Source organism: Bacillus sp. IBL03825 (genome assembly GCF_024712505.1).
Lineage (GTDB): Bacteria > Bacillota > Bacilli > Bacillales > Bacillaceae_G > Bacillus_A > Bacillus_A wiedmannii.
The window spans coordinates 221,129-241,028 of record NZ_JAMXKE010000002.1 but is presented as its reverse complement, the minus strand read 5'-3'; the positions used below and the strand labels follow the sequence as shown (position 1 = coordinate 241,028).

General features: G+C 33.3%; 18 protein-coding genes and 1 pseudogene. 4 read left to right on the top strand and 15 right to left on the bottom strand.

What is annotated here, in order from left to right; translation table 11 throughout:
* Positions 1-938 precede the first annotated feature (938 nt).
* From NHG49_RS28815 to NHG49_RS28775, 9 genes are all read right to left on the bottom strand, one after another.
* On the bottom strand, positions 939-1,418 hold the full coding sequence (locus NHG49_RS28815) for a DUF5512 family protein (RefSeq protein WP_222661529.1): 480 nt from the start codon (positions 1,416-1,418) through the stop codon (positions 939-941).
* An 89-nt stretch (positions 1,419-1,507) separates the two neighbouring features.
* Positions 1,508-1,888: an ArpU family phage packaging/lysis transcriptional regulator gene (locus NHG49_RS28810; protein WP_222661531.1), complete on the bottom strand. Its 381-nt coding sequence runs from the start codon at positions 1,886-1,888 to the stop codon at positions 1,508-1,510.
* A gap of 136 nt (positions 1,889-2,024) precedes the next feature.
* Positions 2,025-2,654, bottom strand: coding sequence for a Holliday junction resolvase RecU (locus tag NHG49_RS28805; RefSeq protein WP_258126986.1), 630 nt, complete (start codon positions 2,652-2,654; stop codon positions 2,025-2,027).
* Positions 2,655-2,656: 2 nt separating this feature from the next.
* Positions 2,657-2,833 (bottom strand): hypothetical protein, encoded by a 177-nt coding sequence (locus NHG49_RS28800; RefSeq protein ID WP_222661534.1) that lies wholly within the window; start codon positions 2,831-2,833, stop codon positions 2,657-2,659.
* A gap of 29 nt (positions 2,834-2,862) precedes the next feature.
* Positions 2,863-3,054 (bottom strand): hypothetical protein, encoded by a 192-nt coding sequence (locus tag NHG49_RS28795; protein ID WP_258126984.1) that lies wholly within the window; start codon positions 3,052-3,054, stop codon positions 2,863-2,865.
* On the bottom strand, positions 3,051-3,224 hold the full coding sequence (locus NHG49_RS28790) for a hypothetical protein (RefSeq protein ID WP_176548036.1): 174 nt from the start codon (positions 3,222-3,224) through the stop codon (positions 3,051-3,053). Before NHG49_RS28790 ends, NHG49_RS28795 begins: the two co-directional genes overlap by 4 nt.
* A 110-nt stretch (positions 3,225-3,334) precedes the next feature.
* A complete protein-coding gene (locus NHG49_RS28785) occupies positions 3,335-3,502 on the bottom strand; it encodes a hypothetical protein (RefSeq protein WP_179876774.1) in 168 nt (55 codons plus the stop codon).
* A 38-nt stretch (positions 3,503-3,540) separates the two neighbouring features.
* A complete protein-coding gene (locus NHG49_RS28780) occupies positions 3,541-3,825 on the bottom strand; it encodes a hypothetical protein (protein WP_222661535.1) in 285 nt (94 codons plus the stop codon).
* 14 nt (positions 3,826-3,839) lie between these two features.
* Positions 3,840-4,355: a hypothetical protein gene (locus NHG49_RS28775; RefSeq protein WP_258126983.1), complete on the bottom strand. Its 516-nt coding sequence runs from the start codon at positions 4,353-4,355 to the stop codon at positions 3,840-3,842.
* Between the two features lie 1,088 nt (positions 4,356-5,443).
* On the opposite strand from NHG49_RS28775, the gene NHG49_RS28770 reads away from it, so the two are divergent.
* Both NHG49_RS28770 and NHG49_RS28765 read left to right on the top strand, forming a co-directional pair.
* Complete coding sequence (locus NHG49_RS28770) at positions 5,444-6,337, top strand: helix-turn-helix domain-containing protein (protein WP_258126982.1); 894 nt, start codon at positions 5,444-5,446, stop codon at positions 6,335-6,337.
* A 253-nt stretch (positions 6,338-6,590) separates the two neighbouring features.
* On the top strand, positions 6,591-7,100 hold the full coding sequence (locus NHG49_RS28765; protein ID WP_222661538.1) for a hypothetical protein: 510 nt from the start codon (positions 6,591-6,593) through the stop codon (positions 7,098-7,100).
* A gap of 213 nt (positions 7,101-7,313) precedes the next feature.
* Here NHG49_RS28765 and NHG49_RS28760 read toward each other — a convergent pair.
* Positions 7,314-10,278, bottom strand: a pseudogene (locus tag NHG49_RS28760) (Tn3 family transposase).
* A gap of 147 nt (positions 10,279-10,425) precedes the next feature.
* Between NHG49_RS28760 and NHG49_RS28755 the strand changes: the two are divergent.
* Positions 10,426-11,001: a recombinase family protein gene (locus tag NHG49_RS28755; protein ID WP_222661540.1), complete on the top strand. Its 576-nt coding sequence runs from the start codon at positions 10,426-10,428 to the stop codon at positions 10,999-11,001.
* A 324-nt stretch (positions 11,002-11,325) separates the two neighbouring features.
* Positions 11,326-12,126 (top strand): CPBP family intramembrane glutamic endopeptidase, encoded by an 801-nt coding sequence (locus NHG49_RS28750; RefSeq protein WP_258126981.1) that lies wholly within the window; start codon positions 11,326-11,328, stop codon positions 12,124-12,126.
* Between the two features lie 518 nt (positions 12,127-12,644).
* Here the strand turns inward: NHG49_RS28750 and NHG49_RS28745 are convergent.
* The 5 genes from NHG49_RS28745 to NHG49_RS28725 all read right to left on the bottom strand — a co-directional run bounded on the left by NHG49_RS28745 (position 12,645) and on the right by NHG49_RS28725 (position 19,217).
* Positions 12,645-13,997: an ANL family adenylate-forming protein gene (locus tag NHG49_RS28745; protein WP_154131533.1), complete on the bottom strand. Its 1,353-nt coding sequence runs from the start codon at positions 13,995-13,997 to the stop codon at positions 12,645-12,647.
* Positions 13,998-14,035: 38 nt separating this feature from the next.
* Positions 14,036-14,353 carry a hypothetical protein gene (locus tag NHG49_RS28740; protein WP_064474063.1) on the bottom strand — a complete coding sequence of 106 codons (318 nt, stop codon included), beginning with the start codon at positions 14,351-14,353 and terminating at the stop codon, positions 14,036-14,038.
* A gap of 167 nt (positions 14,354-14,520) precedes the next feature.
* Positions 14,521-15,609, bottom strand: coding sequence for a hypothetical protein (locus tag NHG49_RS28735; RefSeq protein ID WP_222655540.1), 1,089 nt, complete (start codon positions 15,607-15,609; stop codon positions 14,521-14,523).
* Positions 15,610-15,637: 28 nt separating this feature from the next.
* On the bottom strand, positions 15,638-16,960 hold the full coding sequence (locus NHG49_RS28730; protein WP_149173813.1) for an alpha/beta hydrolase: 1,323 nt from the start codon (positions 16,958-16,960) through the stop codon (positions 15,638-15,640).
* Between the two features lie 172 nt (positions 16,961-17,132).
* Positions 17,133-19,217, bottom strand: a complete 2,085-nt coding sequence (locus tag NHG49_RS28725; RefSeq protein ID WP_064474060.1) for an alpha-amylase family glycosyl hydrolase — start codon at positions 19,215-19,217, stop codon at positions 17,133-17,135.
* Between the last annotated feature and the right edge of the window lie 683 nt (positions 19,218-19,900).

Genomic DNA, 19,900 nt, shown 5'->3' with positions numbered 1-19,900 from the left:
GTACTCTCAACCTTCTCCAAGCCACCGCATCATGTAATTTTCTAGCTCTTTTAGCTACGCGCTTTACGTTCGGTGACTGGGAGAAGAGCAAGAGCTTCCTGTATCTCTTTCAGCACTCATATGTTTCTTTCTCTTCTCGTTTGTACTCCGTAGAGCAATAACAGCATTAGGGAGTCGAACCCTGTCTTTTATGTTCGTGTATCGTGAACCCGGTGCCTACCTTCTGTTATTTGTTGGCTTATACTTCTGCTACTGCCTTTGCAAGCCGAGATCGAATTATAAAGGATTTATATCAAGACGTATGTGTTTCTTCCGACGCCTTGTTTGAACCAATACACTAGAGGGACGGAAGGGGAATGTTTCCGCTGTATTGGCTCAAACAAAGAGTGGAACTCTTTGCCCTCGTTTTGGTCATTAATAAGAATCGTGAGTAATTACTAATGTACGAGATCACGTATACTTTTTAGATTTTTAGAATGCAAGTGTCACTCAATCATGAGCAACCACCCCCATTCCATTTTCAAGAACCGACATATTAGAGAGTAATAGACTTATATTTATTATCAACCCAGAGGACGCGTTCCGAGCTGATTGATAAACATAAATTAGAAACAGCATGACGAATGCGAGTTATTTCACACCCGCCACACTGGAATATGTCATCGTAATACATTCATTGGTCTTTTCGTCTTAACGCGGGTTCTTACCACCTTGCCCGCCCTACTATGCGGTATACGTTACCGTGACATTCTCGCATAAGAACATTTCACTTATAGGTGTACTAATCCTCTTCGTTATGCTGTTGTCAAAGGGCTTGTACATATAATTTAACGTTATTTTCATTTCTAAAATTCCCCCTTTTTTATCGGCGTTTTGTCGACGTTTTTAAATATAAAAAGAGCAGAATCAATATAATGACTCTACTCTATATGTACTATTTAGTTTGTTTTCTCATATTTATAATTAAGCTTTTCAGCAACTTCCTTTAAAAAAGCTTCCTTATCTTCAGCTTCTTTAAAATTCTTTTGGAATTTTCCCCAATGATTATTCATATCAAAATCTACCCTTCCAATAGACATTCCGTTATCAGTAAGTGCTACTAAATATTTCTCAGGGCCAGATGACAGACGCAAAGGATCACTTTTACCAAATTGCTTTTTCAAAGATAATGATACAACAGCATACTCCCCAGCCTTATATTCAGTTTCCTCAACTTTATATAAAGCATATTCATTAGTACGATTTTTCTTTTCGTGCATTTTCCATTCATTATCTTCTACTACTTCTATAAATCTACGTCCATCACTTTCCTTGTACTTGTCTCCCTTTTTAAAAGCTACCGAAGAGCCCCCACACCCTGTAAGTAAAATCAATATACTTACAAATAAAACTGATAATAGATTCATTTTCTTAAACATACTTTAATCTCCCTATTAATATATTAGAAATAAATAACTATAATATATTAACATACAAATATTACATAATGCACTATTTTTCTATATCTTCAAATCATACCCAATGAAGTTGCGATTAATCGAATAGCATTTTTCTTCTTATAATAGAAATGATCTTTCTTCATTGATAACTCAGTGTAGATAAAACTATCCTTTAACTTCTCACCATTCAAATACTTCATCTTGATAATCTCCGCCTCGTCATAATCTAAAACGTATTGTAAAGCCTTATCAATCTGTTTGAATTTGATATTACTAACATGTCTTGTATTCCTTATCTCAGGAAATAGACTAATTCCCTCCTGCTGCTCCACTTCATTCTCAAAACGTGCTTTTAAGGCGCGATACTCTTTTAGAATGCTGACAACTTCCTTTTGCATCTTCTTCTCCATTTCTTTGTCCATTACTGGTAAGAATGCTAATTGCTCCATCTGTAATCCCCCTATTTCGAATTTTGGTTTTTACATTCACATCAGGTACGTGAAATTTTAATATCTCTTTGTTGAATAAGGGAAACATGCATAGCGAGTAGCCCCCACCATCCACCCTGCATGGTTCCGTTATCCATTAAGCCTTTAATAACTTGCGTGTCTTACTGATCATCTTCTCTTTTGCTGCTTCAATGTTATTCGATACCTTTTGATGGTCCTGATCAAATTGAATCATTCCATCAAACATAGCTGGCGCTACTGCTTCATCTACATATTGCAGGTAATCAACTGGCGCTCGTTCTGTCTGTTCTACTAAGTACCCGTAAATATCAAAGTCTGCTCTTGGTATCGACTTCTTACCTTTTGGCTGTTGTGACATCCTCACGTAAGATTGAATCACTACTAGTGGTACTATGAACACTGACTTGTCCTTGCTAAATTCAATAAGGAAGAAGCAAATTGCTCCCATCTTCTCTGCTTTCTCCAGGTAATCTAATTGGTGCTGCGCGATGTTCTTTAAATCAAATCGCCCAGAATTCTCTGTAGATTTCGCTTCAAATGCGATAGCTCGGCCCTTATACACACCGTCATAGTCTACTGTACTCTTAGCTTCATAGAATCCACTTAGCACACGGCCACCTTTACTTTTTAATACCCTCACAGGAGTCGGACGCTTGTTTATAAGCGCCACTCCAACTCTTTGATACATTTCATTCGCTAGATTAATAAGTTTTTCAAATGCCATTCCGTGGTTTCCTAGTCCCATTTTTATTCCTCCATTTCTTTCTTACACTCTTCAAGAAAATCAATAACTTCCTGAACATGCTCCCTTGTAGTCATACTCTCTATTACATGCCCTTCACCGTTATAAACCTTAACCTTATTTCCTGTGAACTCCATTCCACACATTCCGTCTGCGCCCAATAGATTTACATTGCCTTCCACTCTTTTAACCTCACTTTCTATTAAAAGGATTATTTTGTTGTAATCTCATTTACTTTATTTTTTATAGATTGCATGTCTTGATATGCACCCAACATCACCCTAGTCGTATAGTTGCGTTTACCTAAATTTATGTGTACTTCCCATTTAACCGCACTAAATCTATCTTCACTTTTCCTTTGCTTTTCTAATCGAATAACCGCACGCCTACGAACCATTTTCATTTATCTTCACCTATATTCGCACTAAAGCTAAGGAAGCATGATCCAACAACAACTAATAACATGGTTACTATTTCTCTTGTAACAGGAAGAACCTCTATATAAACCAACACAGCGAACAAATACGCTATGAGAGCATTTACTATGAAAAACGTCATCCCGAATTTCTTCATTTCCTTCTACCCCCCTGAATAAAACTAAATATTCCATCAATACTGTAGGCACATGGTTATCTTTCCTCTGTTTTTCTTGGGTGAGTAGTTAGCTTTTGCTAGCTGCTCTTTTATCTATCGAATAAACTTCTAATAATAAAGTAAGGCCAAAATAGTATAATCGGGATTGCGAAATGTAGTATTAATCCTCCCCAAGAAGAAGTAGTTACTGACCAAACTAATAACCCTATTCCAATTACCAAATAAATAAGTACACCAATTGTTATCCAAGTTAACATGATTGTTTTTCACCTAATTTCTCTACAAAATGAAATTTTTATTGTAATCTCCCTTTGTATATCTTCTGGATCTCCACTTCACTGAATCCCTCGTACACCGTAAATACTTCTGGAAACTGACTCAAGCACATGTCGATAATCATGTCGTCAGTTGTTCTAATGAAGAAGTATTTAACCTCGCCCATGTAATCATTGTGTAGGTAATAACTCCTAATCTCGTGATGGTAGCCATTAGCTTCCAAGACTTCATACAGCTTAATTTTTGTTTCATCCATTTCAAATATTGATAACTGCCTCTCTGCAATATCCACTTGTTCAATCATTTCCCCATTTCCCTTTATGCTCGTTTCTTATTCCAAAATGCGCTTGTTCCTCTATAATTGAAAGAACTCGCTTGATATCCCCGTGACTCCGCTTCCGATGGTGTTAGTGTTGGTGTATTGATAGCTGTTTCTACATCCCATTTCCAGCGCCTTACTCTGCACCATAGCAATTCTCGTGAAATACCATTACGCTTTGCTCGCTGTACCTGTTCATCAGTGAATACCGTATCTGCTTTGCTTGCTCTAGCAATCTTAATCGCTTCTTTATTACCTATTACCGATTTTGTTGCTGCCTCGTGCGGATCCCAGCCTCTTTTCCTACGATCTGCAAATGTTCTATAGCAAATCCCGTGTTCCTCGGCTATGTCCTTGTATTCTTTCCAACCCGTCCCTTTTGAAACTGCCTTAGTAATCGCTATTTCCTTTGGCCAGCCGTATGAATATACGCGCTGACGCAAAGTGTCATTACTGATGCCGTTCACTTCTGCTCGTTTGAAATCTTCTGGAGTAATGTAGTAGTCGTTGTTCATGTCCATTCCCCTTTCGATTAAAATAGCGTTTTTGTTCAAAATGACTCTAAAAGTAAAATTGTCATTTTTTCATTCAACCGAGTTCATAACATATTCTTTTCCTCCTATAAAATAATGATTAGGTGTCCCATGCGCATTTTATCCATTGGAAATAATACCTTTCACGTACTTACGTATTAGAAACTTCATTTCTGCATCTTCTGCAATAGCAATTTTGTTCACTTTTTCGATACATTTATGAAACATTCACATGTTATCTTCAGTATGTTCTATTCTTTTTGAAGAACCATGTGAGAATACCAAAACAAAAAGCCCTAGAGCCCTAACTCTAGGGCTTTTTGTTTTTAAATAAGGATTTTGTATACTTTTATTCATTTCGCCTTAAATATTATATATACGTAATATATGGATGTATGTTATAATTCCTTTGTGAAACATCACGTGTTTCAAATACAACATCTTTTTGATGACCTCTTATCTTTCCATAAGAGGTCTTTTTTTCAAATAACTATTTTGTTTAAATTTACCTTAATTCATACCTAGTTTTCTTAATATTAAAATTAATGACTGTATAATATAATTAAACTATTTGTATGAGAGGTGAGTTTTATGAAATGGAAACAAAAATACAATCCAAGGTATCTCTTTTACCGCATGTATAGTTATATTTATAAAGCCCTTGATGATATATCATGGTCCTTAAAATAATCTAGATTGTTATGAGTACACATTTGCTGTATGCTCTTTTCACATTGCTATAAAATAACGCTTTTGTTTAATTTAATACGTGTTCTTTTCGATGCAGTATTCTATTACAATTAATTTTGATGTTATAATTATCTACAGCATATATATTGATAGGCACAACAAATCTCATACATATAGGAGGACCTTAATGATCCTAACTCAAGAAAAGAACATAAAATTAATTATGTCTTTTCTTTTTGTACATACTAAAAAAGCCTTGCTATCTTATAACACGGTAAGACCTTTCAACAAACAATACTTGAAACTATATTAATTTTACTTCACATTAAGGTTAGGGAATATTATTATACTAATAAAGTGCTAAATAGTAGGTGTCGAAAATGGAATTTAATGATTTGGGTATTACCATTAAAGAACTTAGAATTAAAAAAAATATATCTCAATCCAAATTATGTCATGGAATATGTTCACAAAGTCAAATTAGCAAAATCGAAAAAGGTGTAATCTATCCATCTAGCATATTGCTATATCAATTATCAGAAAGACTTGGTGTTGATCCAAATAATATATTTGCATTAACTAAAAACAAAAAATTAAAATATATAGAAAATGTAAAATACGTAATAAAAGATTGCTTAAAGCAAAAACAATATAAAGAACTTTATGAAATTGTGAAAAAAGAGAAAGATGAAAAAAATTCCCAGGCAAAAGAAGATAAACAATTTCTCCTATGGCATGAAGCAATTGCTGTATTTGAGGTGAACAGATCCATAAAAACTGCTTTAAATCTTTTAAATAATGCATTAAAACTAACTTTAACCAATGTTGATTTTTTATCAGAAAGAGAAATAGATATTATGCAGACAATGGCTATATTTCATGGGGAAAATAAAGAATATGAAAAAAGTATTACTATATCAAAAAGATGTTTAACTAATTTTAATAAGTTAGATTTTCCTAGAGATAAAGAAATTAAATTAAAAATCATTTTCAATTTAGCAAAAACTTTGACCTCCACATATCAACATGAAGAGGCAATAAAATACATTGATAAGGGCATCAAATTAGCAATTAATCTAAATACTTTATACCTATTAGGTGAACTATTCTATTTAAAAGGTCAGTGTTTATTAAAGATTAAACAACACAATGTAGAAGATGTTGTTTATAACTGGAAAAAGGCATTATTTATATTCGAACTAACCGAAAAAGAATATTATACAAAAATGATACCAGATGAACTTATTGAAATACAAAATAAAAAACACTCATAATTTCGTAAAAACTACTTACAAATCCCTATAGTTTTAAACTTAGAACTATATTATTAAAATTAAAGTGGTTCAAGTCGGAGGAAGGCACCTTTGGGTGTCTTTTTTTGTAAACAAGATAAAGTACTTAAAACACCTTTAATGCAATTATGCATATTGGATAATTATTCCCAAAAAACATTTGATAAACTAGATATTAAGTTATATTATTGTACATGAAATCTTTTTACAAATAATAGAAAAAGAAGGGTGAATTATGAAAAAGTTATTAATGTCAATCATGCTATTTTCTTTAGTTTTAACTGGTTTTGTAATGCCGAAAGATGCATCTGCTGCTACAGAAGAAAATGATGCTCGTGTAGAAAAAGTTGAAGTAACAAACGTAGGTAAAAATGAGTATATCAATTACGGTGATGGTTATAGATATCGCGTATACAGTCAAGGGAATGGCGGTCTTACAACGTTTACAGGTACTGCTTATGATGCACAAGGTAATAAAGCTCCTGCTGGAACTACTTTCTATATCTTTTTTGATGCTCATATCAAACCAGGGAAAATGGATATTAAATGTGTAGTTGGAGAAAACGGTAAATTCACAGGTACTGCTTCATTACCACCAGCATATGGAGATAAAATTGCTAGTGTAGGAAGATTTACACACAGATACGACATTGTAGATCTTTACTACTACAATGAACCAGGAAGAACAAACTCTATTAAGTCAAATAATTTACAAAGCGTTTATCATTTTGCTTTTTCAATCTAAACAATTACATGTATATATAAGAAAGGCACCTTTGGGTGTCTTTTCTTTATGCATTAAAAAGCCTCACCACCTTATCAAAATGGCGAGGTTTTTATGTATGTTATTTAATCTGCAAATTATTTCTTTAAATTCTCTGTATGGGGTCCCGTCAGGAAAATGCGGATTTACAACGCTAAGCCCATTTTCAAGCCGATTCCCCCATTTTTAACAACGTTAAGAAAGTTTCAATGGTCTTAAAGAATCTAACGAGACCATTTTTTCTGAATTAAAATGGTATTCTCCAAGTAAATTAATATGTTCCCAACCTAGAGGTGACATATGGTGCAATAATTCTTCATTAAAACTATCTGACTGTTTTTGATATTCAACTGCTTTTGTTAGATGTAAGGTATTCCAAATACTGATGGCATTGATAATTATGTTTAAAGCACTGGCTCTTTGCAATTGATGCTGTATGGTTCGTTCCCTAAGCTCTCCTTGTTTTCCAAAGCAAATAGCTCTTGCCAGTCCATTCATGGCTTCTCCTTTATTCAATCCTCTTTGTATTTTTCTTCTTAGAGATTCATCCGAAATGTAATTAAGAATAAAGATTGTTTTTTCTATTCGCCCCATTTCACGTAAGGCTGTAGCTAAGCTGTTTTGTCTTGAATAAGAACCTAATTTCCCCATAATAAGGGATGCTGAGACTGTTCCTTCTCTTATTGAATGGGCTAATCGCAAAACATCTTCATAATTTTCTTCAATGACCTTTATATTTATTTGTCCACGTAAAATAGCTTCTAGTTTTGGATATTCACTTGCTTTATCTATTGTAAATAATTTTGAGTCCGATAGATCTCTTATCCTTGGAGCAAATTTAAATCCTAATAAATGGGTTAATCCGAAAATTTGGTCTGTGTAACCTGCTGTGTCTGTATAATGTTCTTCGATGTTTAGATCCGTCTCATGGTGTAATAAACCATCCAAAACATGAATTGCATCCCTTGAATTAGTATGAATAATTTTTGTGTAGTAAGAAGAGAATTGATCACTCGTAAATCGATAGATGGTGGCTCCTTTTCCAGTTCCGTAATGTGGGTTTGCATCTGCATGTAGAGATGAAACACCTAGCTGCATTCTCATTCCGTCTGACGAAGAAGTTGTACCGTCTCCCCAATAGGAAGACAATTGTAATTTGTGATGAAAATTTACTAATACGGCTTGGGCTTTATTCATTGCGTCTTCATACATGCGCCATTGAGACACATTGGCTAGTTGCTTATATGTAAGCCCTGGTGTGGCTTCAGCCATCTTACTCAATCCAATATTCATTCCCATTCCTAAAAGGGTAGCCATGATAATAATTGTTTCTTCTTTATCTGGTTTTCGATTATTAGAAGCATGAGTGAATTGCTCATGAAATCCTGTTATATATGCAACATCCATAAGTAAATCGGTTAATTTTATTCTTGGTAGCATTTGATAAAGACTTGCACTAAATTTCTTTGCTTCTTCTGGAGCATCCTTTTCTAAGCGTGAAATTGACAGTTTTCCTTTTTCAAGAGAAACCCCATCTAATTTATTAAAATTGGCAGACAACCACTTCAGTCTTTCATTAAGGCTGCTGGTTCTCTCTGTCAAATAGTCTTCGTATGATAAACTAACTGATAACCTCGTATTCTCTTTCGTTTGATTCCATGTATCTTCCGAAAACAAATATTCCTCAAAATCTCTATATTGTCTACTGCCCACAATGGATACATCACCAGCACGAACATGTTCCCTTAGTTCTGTTAAAACAGCCATTTCATAATAATGACGATTAATTGTACCGTCATCCCCATATAAGTGTTTTTTCCAACACTTCGAGATAAAGTCCACAGGTGATTCATCAGGTACTTTTCGCTTCCCAGATTCATTCATTCTTCGAATAATCTCCACAGCTTGTAAAAGTGGTTCATTTGCCTTTGTAGAATGAAATTCCAATACCCTTAATAGCGTTGGCGTATATTTTCTAAGTGTATAAAATCGTTTTTGTAGTAAGTCTAAATAATCATAGTCGACAGGACGTGCAAGCTCCTGAGCTTCTACCACCGAAGAGACGAAAGAATTCCATTCAATAACGGATTCTAAAACCTCAAAAACGTCTAATTTTTCCTCCTTTGCTTTGATTAAAGCTTGTCCGATGTTCGTAAAGTGTATAACTTTCTCATTCAGCTTTTTACCGTTTTGTTTTTGAATCTCCTCTTGAGCCTTGCGGCCTTTTGATAGGAGACTGAGTATTTGTCTATCATGAATTTCAAAAGCTTTATCCGTTAACTCCTGAGTAAGATGTAATAAATAGATGGTTAATATCGAATAACGTTTATTTTCTTGAAAGTCACGGAATGCATAAGGCTCATATCTTGAACCTAAGCGAGATAGCTGTAACAAGCGATTGCGATGCAAATGACTAATTTGTACCGTTTCTAATTCCATTCCCCGTATATATTCAAGTCGTTCTATTAATTTTAGAAATGTTTCGGGTGAAGGATGACCCGGTGGTTCCTTTAACCACCCCAATATAGTTTTATTAGATTCGGATGGATGAATGATCTCTTCAAGTTTTTCTTTTTGCGTATTTGACAGAGATTGACTAACCGTATTAAATAGCTTCTTTTCAGCCATTGCTCTTGCCTCCCACACCATTCTTTCAAGTGTAGTGATAGCAGGCATTATGATTTTGTTTTTTCTTAGAAAATCTATGCATTCATGTAGTAGATGAATGGCATCACCATTTTCCAAAGCTAATTGATGAAGGTGCTTAAATGTCATTCGATATTCTTTTAGAGTAAAAGTTACATAGTCGTATTCATTACGAATTTCTTTCAAATGATCCCAAAGTGTATTTTCTCTTTGAGGATAAAGACTAAGCGAAGATGGAGTAGAACCGATTTGTTTCGATTTGTTTCGATATATAATGTATGACTGAATCTGGGATGCTTTTGATATGAGTGTACGGCCAACCGGGATACCGAAGAATGGCTAATTGAACGGCGAATCCTAAACGGTTTTCTTCTCTCCTTCGCTTATTTATAATTTCTAAATCTCGTTTGGAAAAAGTGTAGTAGGTTCCTAGCACCCACTCATCTTCAGGAATTTGCATAAAGACTTGTCGCTGTTCCGGTGTAAGCAATTCTCTACCTCTCGCCATTTTCATACAGTATCATCTCATTTCTGTAAATATTCAGTTAATTGGTTCAATTATATATCAATAGAGTGTACTCTATTGATACAAGTGTTGCAGACTGATAAAATCATAGTTAAGAGCGTCTCATAAGACTTGTCTCGAAAACGAGGTGATATTTTGCGGAAAATCGGTTATATACGTGTCAGTTCGACTAGCCAGAATCCTTCAAGGCAATTTCAGCAACTCAACGAAATAGGAATGAATATTATTTTTGAGGAAAAAGTTTCTGGAGCAACGAAGAATCGTGAGCAACTTCAAAAAATGTTAGAAGATTTAGGTGAAGGTGACATTATTTATGTTACAGACTTAACTCGGTTCACTCGAAGTACGCAGGATTTATTTGAATTGATTGATTTAATACGAAGTAAAAAGGCAAGCTTAAAATCACTCAAGGATTCATGGCTAGATTTATCAGAAGATAATCCATACAGTCAATTCTTAATTACGGTAATGGCTGGTGTTAATCAATTAGAGCGAGATCTTATCCGTATGCGTCAACGTGAAGAGATTGAGCTGGCTAAGAAAGAAGGCAAGTTTAAAGGCCGGTTAAAGAAATATCATAAAAATCACGCAGGAATGAATTATGCAGTAAAGCTATATAAAGAAGGAGGTATGACTGTAAATCAAATTTGTGAAATTACAAATGTGTCTAGGGCTTCATTATATAGAAAGCTATCAGAAGGGAAACAATAATCATTCCTTATTCCGTTAAAGGGCCAGATTGTGGAATAACATTTTTATTTGTTTCGTGAAGATTGAGAAGAGATGTACTTAACGAACAGTCGTTTAGTTTAATAAGTTGGGAAGTAATGAAGTACCGAAAAAATAACTGTACCACGAAATAGTGCGATAATTGGGCTTAGAAACAAGTCGATAAATTAGAATTTGTAATGGAGATTATTTATATTTTGTGCGGAGCGCAACTTTGATAGCAGAAAGCAAACATTAGGTGATAAAAGTCAAAGCGTCAATCCGTTAAAATTTAATGTATACTTTAAAATGTGAGGTGAAGAAATTGTGACAGACAAAAAAATCACAGTACAATTTACGATGCTGACATTTTGCATAGCCTATCTTGTGTCAGGTGCTTTGATTGCTCTTGGGCAATTCGGATATTCGGTTCACAATTGGGTTCACTCGTTACAGCAATTCGGGATGAATATCCCTTTTACAATCTATATTTTGTCGCCCGCTATTGCTTCATATATCGTTCTAAAGAAAAATAACAAAATAGCAGGTTTCAAGGAATGGTTGAGAACTGTTTTTTATGTCAAAAATAGCATATCTCTCTATTTGTTCGTTGTTGCAGGACTTGCACTGTATTTTTTGATACATATTGCAGTTTCAGGCCGCACGGAAATGGTGCTTCCATTTTATACGTTCTTCCTTTCTCTGCTTGGTAATCTTTTTATCGGTGGCTTGGAGGAAGCTGGCTGGATGTACATATTGCAGCCTGAGCTTGACAAAAAATACGGTTTTGTTTTGTCTTCTGTTTTTGTTGGAATCATTTGGATTTTATGGCATATCCCTCTCTTCTTCATTCCGGGGACGAATCACGGAGAGGGACTCATTAACTTTTGGATGTTTGCAGTTCAACTCATTGCGTTTCGGTTTTTCAACGGGGCAATCTACAAAATATCAGGGAAAGGCCGTGTGTTTATGTGCGTATTATTCCACACCATGTTCAATGCGGCATCCCCTATCTTCGGCACCATGACTATGACTTGGGCGGGAACCATTGCCGCAAATGCTGTGATTGTTCTTGTTTCAATTGTAACCGTTGTGATATACAACAAAAAGAACAGGCGAATAGTATAAGCATAATCCGTGTTCGTCAAATTCCAGTTTGTTGAATAGCCGTTTACATAAACGAAACGTCTTTGCAGGAGTGGCCAAGCTACGACTACATGAATAGCCCCCATTATCTAACAGGGGTGCAAATTAACCTATAATTCCCCTTTCTGAAAGAAATGTGATTAACATCAATGTATAAGATTGTGAAATGTTGTACTTAAAGTAACGGGTAGCTTTTGTGGAAAATCTGGCTGCCATTTCGGCGGCTTTTCTTAAAACGGGTGCTATAGTTGAAAAAGAAGTGATTTTAGGATAGAGATCCTATTTTAGTTATTCCATTAAAGGGCGCTTTAATTGAGTAATGAAAAAAGCTTAATTTCTTCGCATTAAATTGAGAAATTAGGCTTTTTAATATTGAAATTTCCTTAACGTTGTAAATTCGCATTTTCCTGACGCTACCCCAATTAAAAGAACTTAAATAGAAGTACTTTTTTATTTGTATTTTAATCTAAGGCGACCTCTCCCTATTATAAAAACTATAATTACATAAATACTTTCTTGTTTTTTTTAAACCTATCTGTATGCATTTTCTCAGTTGTTAGAACCACTTTCTGTGGAATCTTATATACTGGTAGTTTATCTTTACAGAACTCTCTCAATCGCTTTCTAAATTCACTTACAGTTTCATTCGTATTCAATTTAACAACAGCCTTAACCATTTGCCCCGTGATTACATTTTTTTCACCAACTACGGCGACCTCTTCTACTCCACTCATTAGCTGTATTACATTTTCAACTTCAGCTGGAAATACTTTTTCTCCGCCAATATTTATAAGCTCTGATTTTCTTCCTAAGATTTTAATATAATCTCCGTCTACTTCCACCATATCGCCTGTCATAAGCCAGCCATCTATGGTAAATGGGCTTGGAGCATTAATATAACCAATCATCGTAGACACTGATTTAACCTGCAACATTCCATCCACAACTCTTGTCTCAATATTCCCATCGCTTAGTTTGATCCACAAAGAATCATTCGATTTAGATTGTGAATATAAAACCCCCAATTCTGACAAGCCATACATTTGTATAATTTTAATGTGAGGGAAAATTTCGTTTATTTTATTTAATGTAGCCTCCGGCATAACTTCTGATCCATAAGAAATAGTCTGCAAACTATTTAATTTATACTTTTTATAAACTTCACTCAGTATAAGTAAATTTATAAAAGTTGGTGATGCGGGTAAAGCTTGCACTTGATGTTTCTCAATCATATTACATACTTGATTAGGGGTACGATCATCTATAATTACCAAACACCCTAGGCTAGAAAGAATTTGGAAGAGCGTATTAACTCCTCCAATATGATCAAATAACATAAATGGTATAACCCGCTTTGCACTTCTTGCAACTCTGTACTTCTTTTGAAGTAACGTAAAGTCATGTACAATTGCTTTACTGCGTCCAGTTGTGCCAGATGAAAACAATACTAATCCTGGATGTTTTAACTTTTTCAGTTGTAATAATAATTCATTTTGAATGTAATCTCTTTGCATATTAATGATTTCAAAACATCCACTTTCAACTTTAATCACTTTTTCTAATTCAACTATTTCATAGTATTCTTTCTTCTTGCTGTCAACCAAGGAATTTAAGATTGGTACTACTGTACATCCTAATTCAATAAGTGCTAAAAACATTGCTATGGAATATGGAGAATAGTCCGCTTCTAAAGAGACTATTTTATACTCCATCTTTCTATGTTCATTTAACTCCCTAGTATAAATCTTTGTTTGATTTAGTAACCACTCATACGTGTAATTTTTATCCTCCCAAACAATAGCTTCGCATTCTTTGTTCAGTTCAAACCTTTCTAATAAAAAATCAATATGCATACCCAACCTCCTTTTAAGTTTTATCCTTTATTATTTTGCTATGTTAGTGATTTTAATGTTTCCTGGGATTGTATGATATACGCAACTAATGTATCTATTGTTTTAAATGGGCTATTATGTTGTGACATTGTATCTAAATTAACCAAATCAACGGATAAACCCAATTCATCTTCTAAGCCTTGTTCAATACTTACCAGCAAAGATACCAGTCCCAACGAATCTAAATACCCTTCCCAATCATAAAGATGTGCTTTCAAGCCTTTTTCAAGATCAATTTTATTTTCAAGATTTTCATTCACTTCTTCAACACAGCACAATACGATTTGAATAATCTTTTCTTTATTAGTATTTTCCAAGTAAATGCACTCCTTTTTATAAATCATTTTTTACTATGAAGATTTCCTTCCAACACCTGTAGAAGTGTTTAACATGAACACTAGATACACGTTTTCATCTACTACTAAGATACATAAGTATACACATAGTAGTTCCCTTACTTTACTTCTCAATTATCTCTTCTCTATCAAGACTGGAGACTATAATTATGTTGCAGAAGAAATAAAATATTCTCGTGTAATACACTCTCTCTAGTAATAACATCCATCATTATCAAATTAAAAGATTCAAGATCACTTAAGTTACTATCTTTTTTTAATAATTTAATATGTGCAATCTTATACAGTCTTTCCCATGATTGCTTTATATCCATTAAGTCACTAGCAAGATGCATAAATTTATCTTTAAATAAATCATTCATATCTATAAGTAAGTCATATAAAAAATATCTACTCCATCTCATATCAAATAAACATTTTAAATACAACGGAAACATGTTTCGTTGCTTATGAAAATCGGTATTTATATTTTCTTTAAGTTCAAGTGCTGCAGTCTTGCCAAAATAATATATCTTATTGTTTTTTCTCATAACTAAACCTCTAATATACTCACTCGATATCTTTTGTAATGTTCTCAAAAAAATATCTCTAATATTTTCTAGGTTTATTTTTGTCTCTATAATCACATTAATTGAGGAGTAAGATGAGATTCTTTCTATTCCTTTTGCCTGAACCAATTCAGGTATACCTCTTCCACCTTTCCAAAAAGAATGAAACTCCTCAAGTGATATCTCTCCCATATATTTATTAGGGACAGGATCTTGAACAAATACACTATCTTCTGTAAGTTTGTTAATCGCTAAGTAGTGGTCTGTAACATACTTATCCGTATGGATATCTATATGACTCTTTATAAATTTTGGATTCAAATAATCATTACTATAAGGTAGAAAAAATGTACTTCCTAAGGCAATAAAAACTTCTTGACGATTCAGACATTCTTTTATAAATTGAAGACCATTTCCAAAATCAGAATACACATTTTTCTCCATGCGAAATGTTTGATTATATTCTAACAACTGTGTATATCTAGCTACAGAAGGTGCAGATGTGGTAGTATCCACACGGTAAGATGGTATGCTATATAATTCTTCATTTGCTATTAAGCTCAAGTAACTAATACTACCCATACTTTTTAATTTATCGTGAAGAATTGGTATATAACATGAATAATAATAAGGAACATCAAAGGTTGGTGTTAATTCCTTCATTTTCACTGCAGCACTCACCCCACACTTTTAATTTTTATAGTCCTATCCAGTTCTCGACAGTATAATTTAACTGTAAGTCCTTAGTAGCTTTAAATTTCCTATTTTGAATAGGTTGTCCAAATTTATCCACTTCAAAGAGCCTAAAGCCTCTTGAAAACTTAAACTTGCATGCAAGATCCCTAGGCACTGTAAAGTTCCCAGCAAAACGATTTTTTTCTATTCTATCTAGTATCATTCCTACACTCATATAAATTCGTTCACCAGCTGGTGTATTTTCAGGTACTTCGACTGTTACGGAAACATCTACAAATTCTGATAATGTTTCTATTACCTTATATTTTTTTGGTATTCCCTTTACACCTTGTGTTACAAAGGTGACTTCGGCTTCTCCTATTTTTTTGGGTATAATCGTTCCATCATTCATAACCTCTAATACATCTGGGTTATTGACTAAAAACACACCATCTAAATCACTCATTTTAAAGCCACTATCGTACGTCATAATTGGATTAATTTTCACCTTCATTCCAGTTAATCCAACTTCATCTCGCCCATCTAAGGTAACATTAACTATATTCCCTATATCTCCAAAGAAATATATTAATGGAAGATGCATACGATCTCCCCAGTCTTTTTCAAAATGAGCACCATTTGGATCCTGATAAAAAATTAAATTATCTCTATATTTATAACCATTTTTTAATAAAGTTTCTGCAATATCTCTTACATGTTTCACCAAGAAAAAGCCTTCTGCACTACCTATATCCATCCAAACTTTCAAGTCTTTTTTCCCTTTATACATCTCATATAATTTTAATTCTGAATGGTCATCTTCGACTTTCACAAAGAATGGAGATATCATCCCTATTTTCCCAAACACTTTAGGGTTACGGAAACCGATATTATAAGTTGATAAACCTCCTGCTGAAGAACCTATTAAAGCAGTATTTTTAGCGTCAGACATTGTTCTGAAATTATCATCGATATAAGGTTTCACCTCATTGATTATAAATTTTTCATATAATAAACCTGAGCATTTTATATGTTTATCTGGTGAAATAAAATGGCAAAACTCATTGTTCTCTATAATTCTTTTATGTGCTATACCTACAATTATTATTTTTTGAATTTTCCCTTCAAGAATTAGCTCATCAGCTGTCTTGTGGACATTCCAAGATTCATCATTTTTTATTAAAGGCTCAAATAGACGTTGCCCGGCATGCATATATAATACAGGATACCTTTCCTGTGAATGCTTTTCGTAACCAGGTGGTAAATATACAAATAATTTCCTACTATTTTCTAGTGTTTCAGAGTAAAAATCTTCAATAGTAATCACTTTAGAAGCATGTACCATAGCAACCTCCAAAATTGTATTTTTCACTTCTCTTCATACAGTTCAACACGGATTTTTTAAACTCCAAAGCTATACTCTAGAAATCTTTAGTATAAATTTCTGATTTAACCCTTAAAACGAAATAGCTCATGGATATAAATTAATATTTTTAATAGCAAGTAGATTCATATCATTAAATCTCAACCAAGATAGATTTTTCTGCGGTTTGCCATTTTACCACAACCTCACCTGTTCCAAACTTTGGTGTCTGGTATCTATGATTCTCTCCCCCTTCAATATGTAGTGTTTTATTTACCCTTCTAATAAATTTAAATTCAAGCAGGGTATCTGCTGGAACACATATATCAAAATAACCAATAGGAAATTGATACATGATTTGGTTAAAAAATGGCCCTACTGCTTTGCAAGGGTTCATATCCCCTAATGAATATGTATTCCCCATTATAAAAACTTCACTCTCGGGTATTTCATATCCGTTTTCAATAACAAATCGAATACAAACTTGTTTTTTATTTAAGACCTCCACATGTTTATAGATATTACTTCTAGTTCCTTTATCTGTTACAACAGTAATTCCATATTTACCGTCGTTCACCACTGGAATTTTCACTTGAATACTAGTATGTGACCATGAAATCACTTCCGCCTCTTCTTCCTCAAAAAATACAGATCCTTTTTTAGAAGTAAAACCACATCCATCAATACAAATTATTTGACCAACTGTAGTCATTTTATGTCCCACAGTTCCTATTAAAGGTAAACTATTTACTCCTTTATGGTGCCAAACATGTACTGATCCTGGTCCGAGCCATAATGAATTTATACTATTATTCTCAACCGTAATTACCTCACCATCTAAAAGGCCCTCTAATATATCTTTATACTTTCTAGAAGGAAGTGCTGTTTTAACACCTTTTATTTCATACCCTTCTGTTAAATTTCGATTCAAAGCTATTAATACCACATCACCGCCAAAGCATCTTTCATATACATAGAGATCATCTGTTATATACCGTTCCTTAGTAGTTCCATATGGAAGTGCATTATTTAATCTACGTAACGAAGATAAAGCTTGTATTATCTTAAAATTGTCTGTATTTACATTAAAAGATTCCATTTGACCACGATTATTCGGATCTCCATTCCCAACCATATACTGTTCTGTACCGTAGTATATAGAAGGGATCCCCCTTGAAGTTAATAAAAATACTAATGATTGTTCTACTCCACGTTTACTTTGTTCCTTCATGTGAAAACGATCCATATCATGATTGTCAATAAAAGTAACAAGATTGTTCGCATCATTATAAATTTGATATGTTTCTTCAATCATTTTGTGTAAACCATAAATGGAATCAATTCCATCTCGAAAAACTTCACGTACTTTATGAGCAAAACTAAAATCTAACAAACTCATACCACTATTATTTGCAAAGTTAATATTTCTATGATCATACTCATTCGGATTTATATACCATTCACCAAAAATAAATACTGGCCTATGATTATAGATTGAATTTAGCCAACTTTTTTGCCAGCCGTATGACATATGTTTCACTGCATCAACCCGTATGCCATCTATTCCTTGATCTAACCATAGTTTAATAGCTTCTTTAAAATACAAATCAATAACGATATTTTGATGATTTAGATCTGCAAGATCAAATAAATTACGATAAACTCCATCTTCATATTCTTCAAAATCCGTCCCACCATTATGATGAAAATAATGATTGTAATCATTATCGTATCCACCAAGTAATAATCCATCATCATATAATCTACCATTTTCAGCATAGGTCGCATCATCGTGTAATGCAGGTGAGGTATGATTCGGCGCAAAATCCATAATAACTTTTATGTCTTTTGCATGAGCAGTTTTAATTAATGTTTGGAAGTCTTCAAATGTCCCAAAAAAAGGATTTGCTCTTTTAAAATCACGAGCCCAATACCCATGATATGAAGTACTTCCTACCAAATCATTTATTGGTGTAAAGATATTTTCTACCGGTTGAGATATCCATAGAGACGTCACACCTAGTTCAGTAAAATAATTTGCATTTAATTTTTCAATAATCCCTATCCAATCCCCACCAAAGTATTTCTTTTTATTTCTCCTAGATTCATCGTATAACTCTCCTTTTGGGTTATATGATGGACATCCATTAAGAAATCTGTCAGTTACAATTTGATATATTATATCTTTAGAAAAATTCACACTACTCCTACTAAATTTAAGCCTATCTTTTTCTTTCAAATGACAACCTCCATCCTATAGAAGTATTAATCAGCTATTTTCAAACATTCAGCACCCTACCCTTAAGTACCATTTGAAAAATAGTTAGAATATATTTTCCCTCCTAACTAGTAACTACTGTTTTTTTAATTTTTATATAAAATAACGTCTACAAGTAGGTTCTATATTTGTCCTGTAAACTGTACCATTTGATTTATGTCGAAGTAAGGGAAAAATTGTCATTATATAGGGAGGATAAATATAGAAAATATTTTCATTGAATCAGCTTACAAAATAGAGAACTAATAAAATATATAGACAAAACATTTTTAATTTGGTAATATTCACCTGAAAATATTTGGTAAAATTTTCTGAAGAGAGGAGTATTTATAATAAATGCTAGATTTTTAATAAAATCACCATTTATACTACTAATTTCAATCTTATATGCCTAAATTAACTATAAAATACAAATATAGTTTCTGTTCTTACAAATATTAAAAACCTAGGAAAAAGTTGTAAGGAAATTTCAAAATAATCTGGAGAAATATTTTATTTTTGAAAATCTTATATAAAAGTTAAAACATTATTGTACAGTTAAAATGTTCTCCCTTAAATATTCATTAACAATTTCTCTATACATTATAGACTTGCTTCTACGAATGTAATAATGCTATTAGTAGTTATTTTCATGTAATTTGATT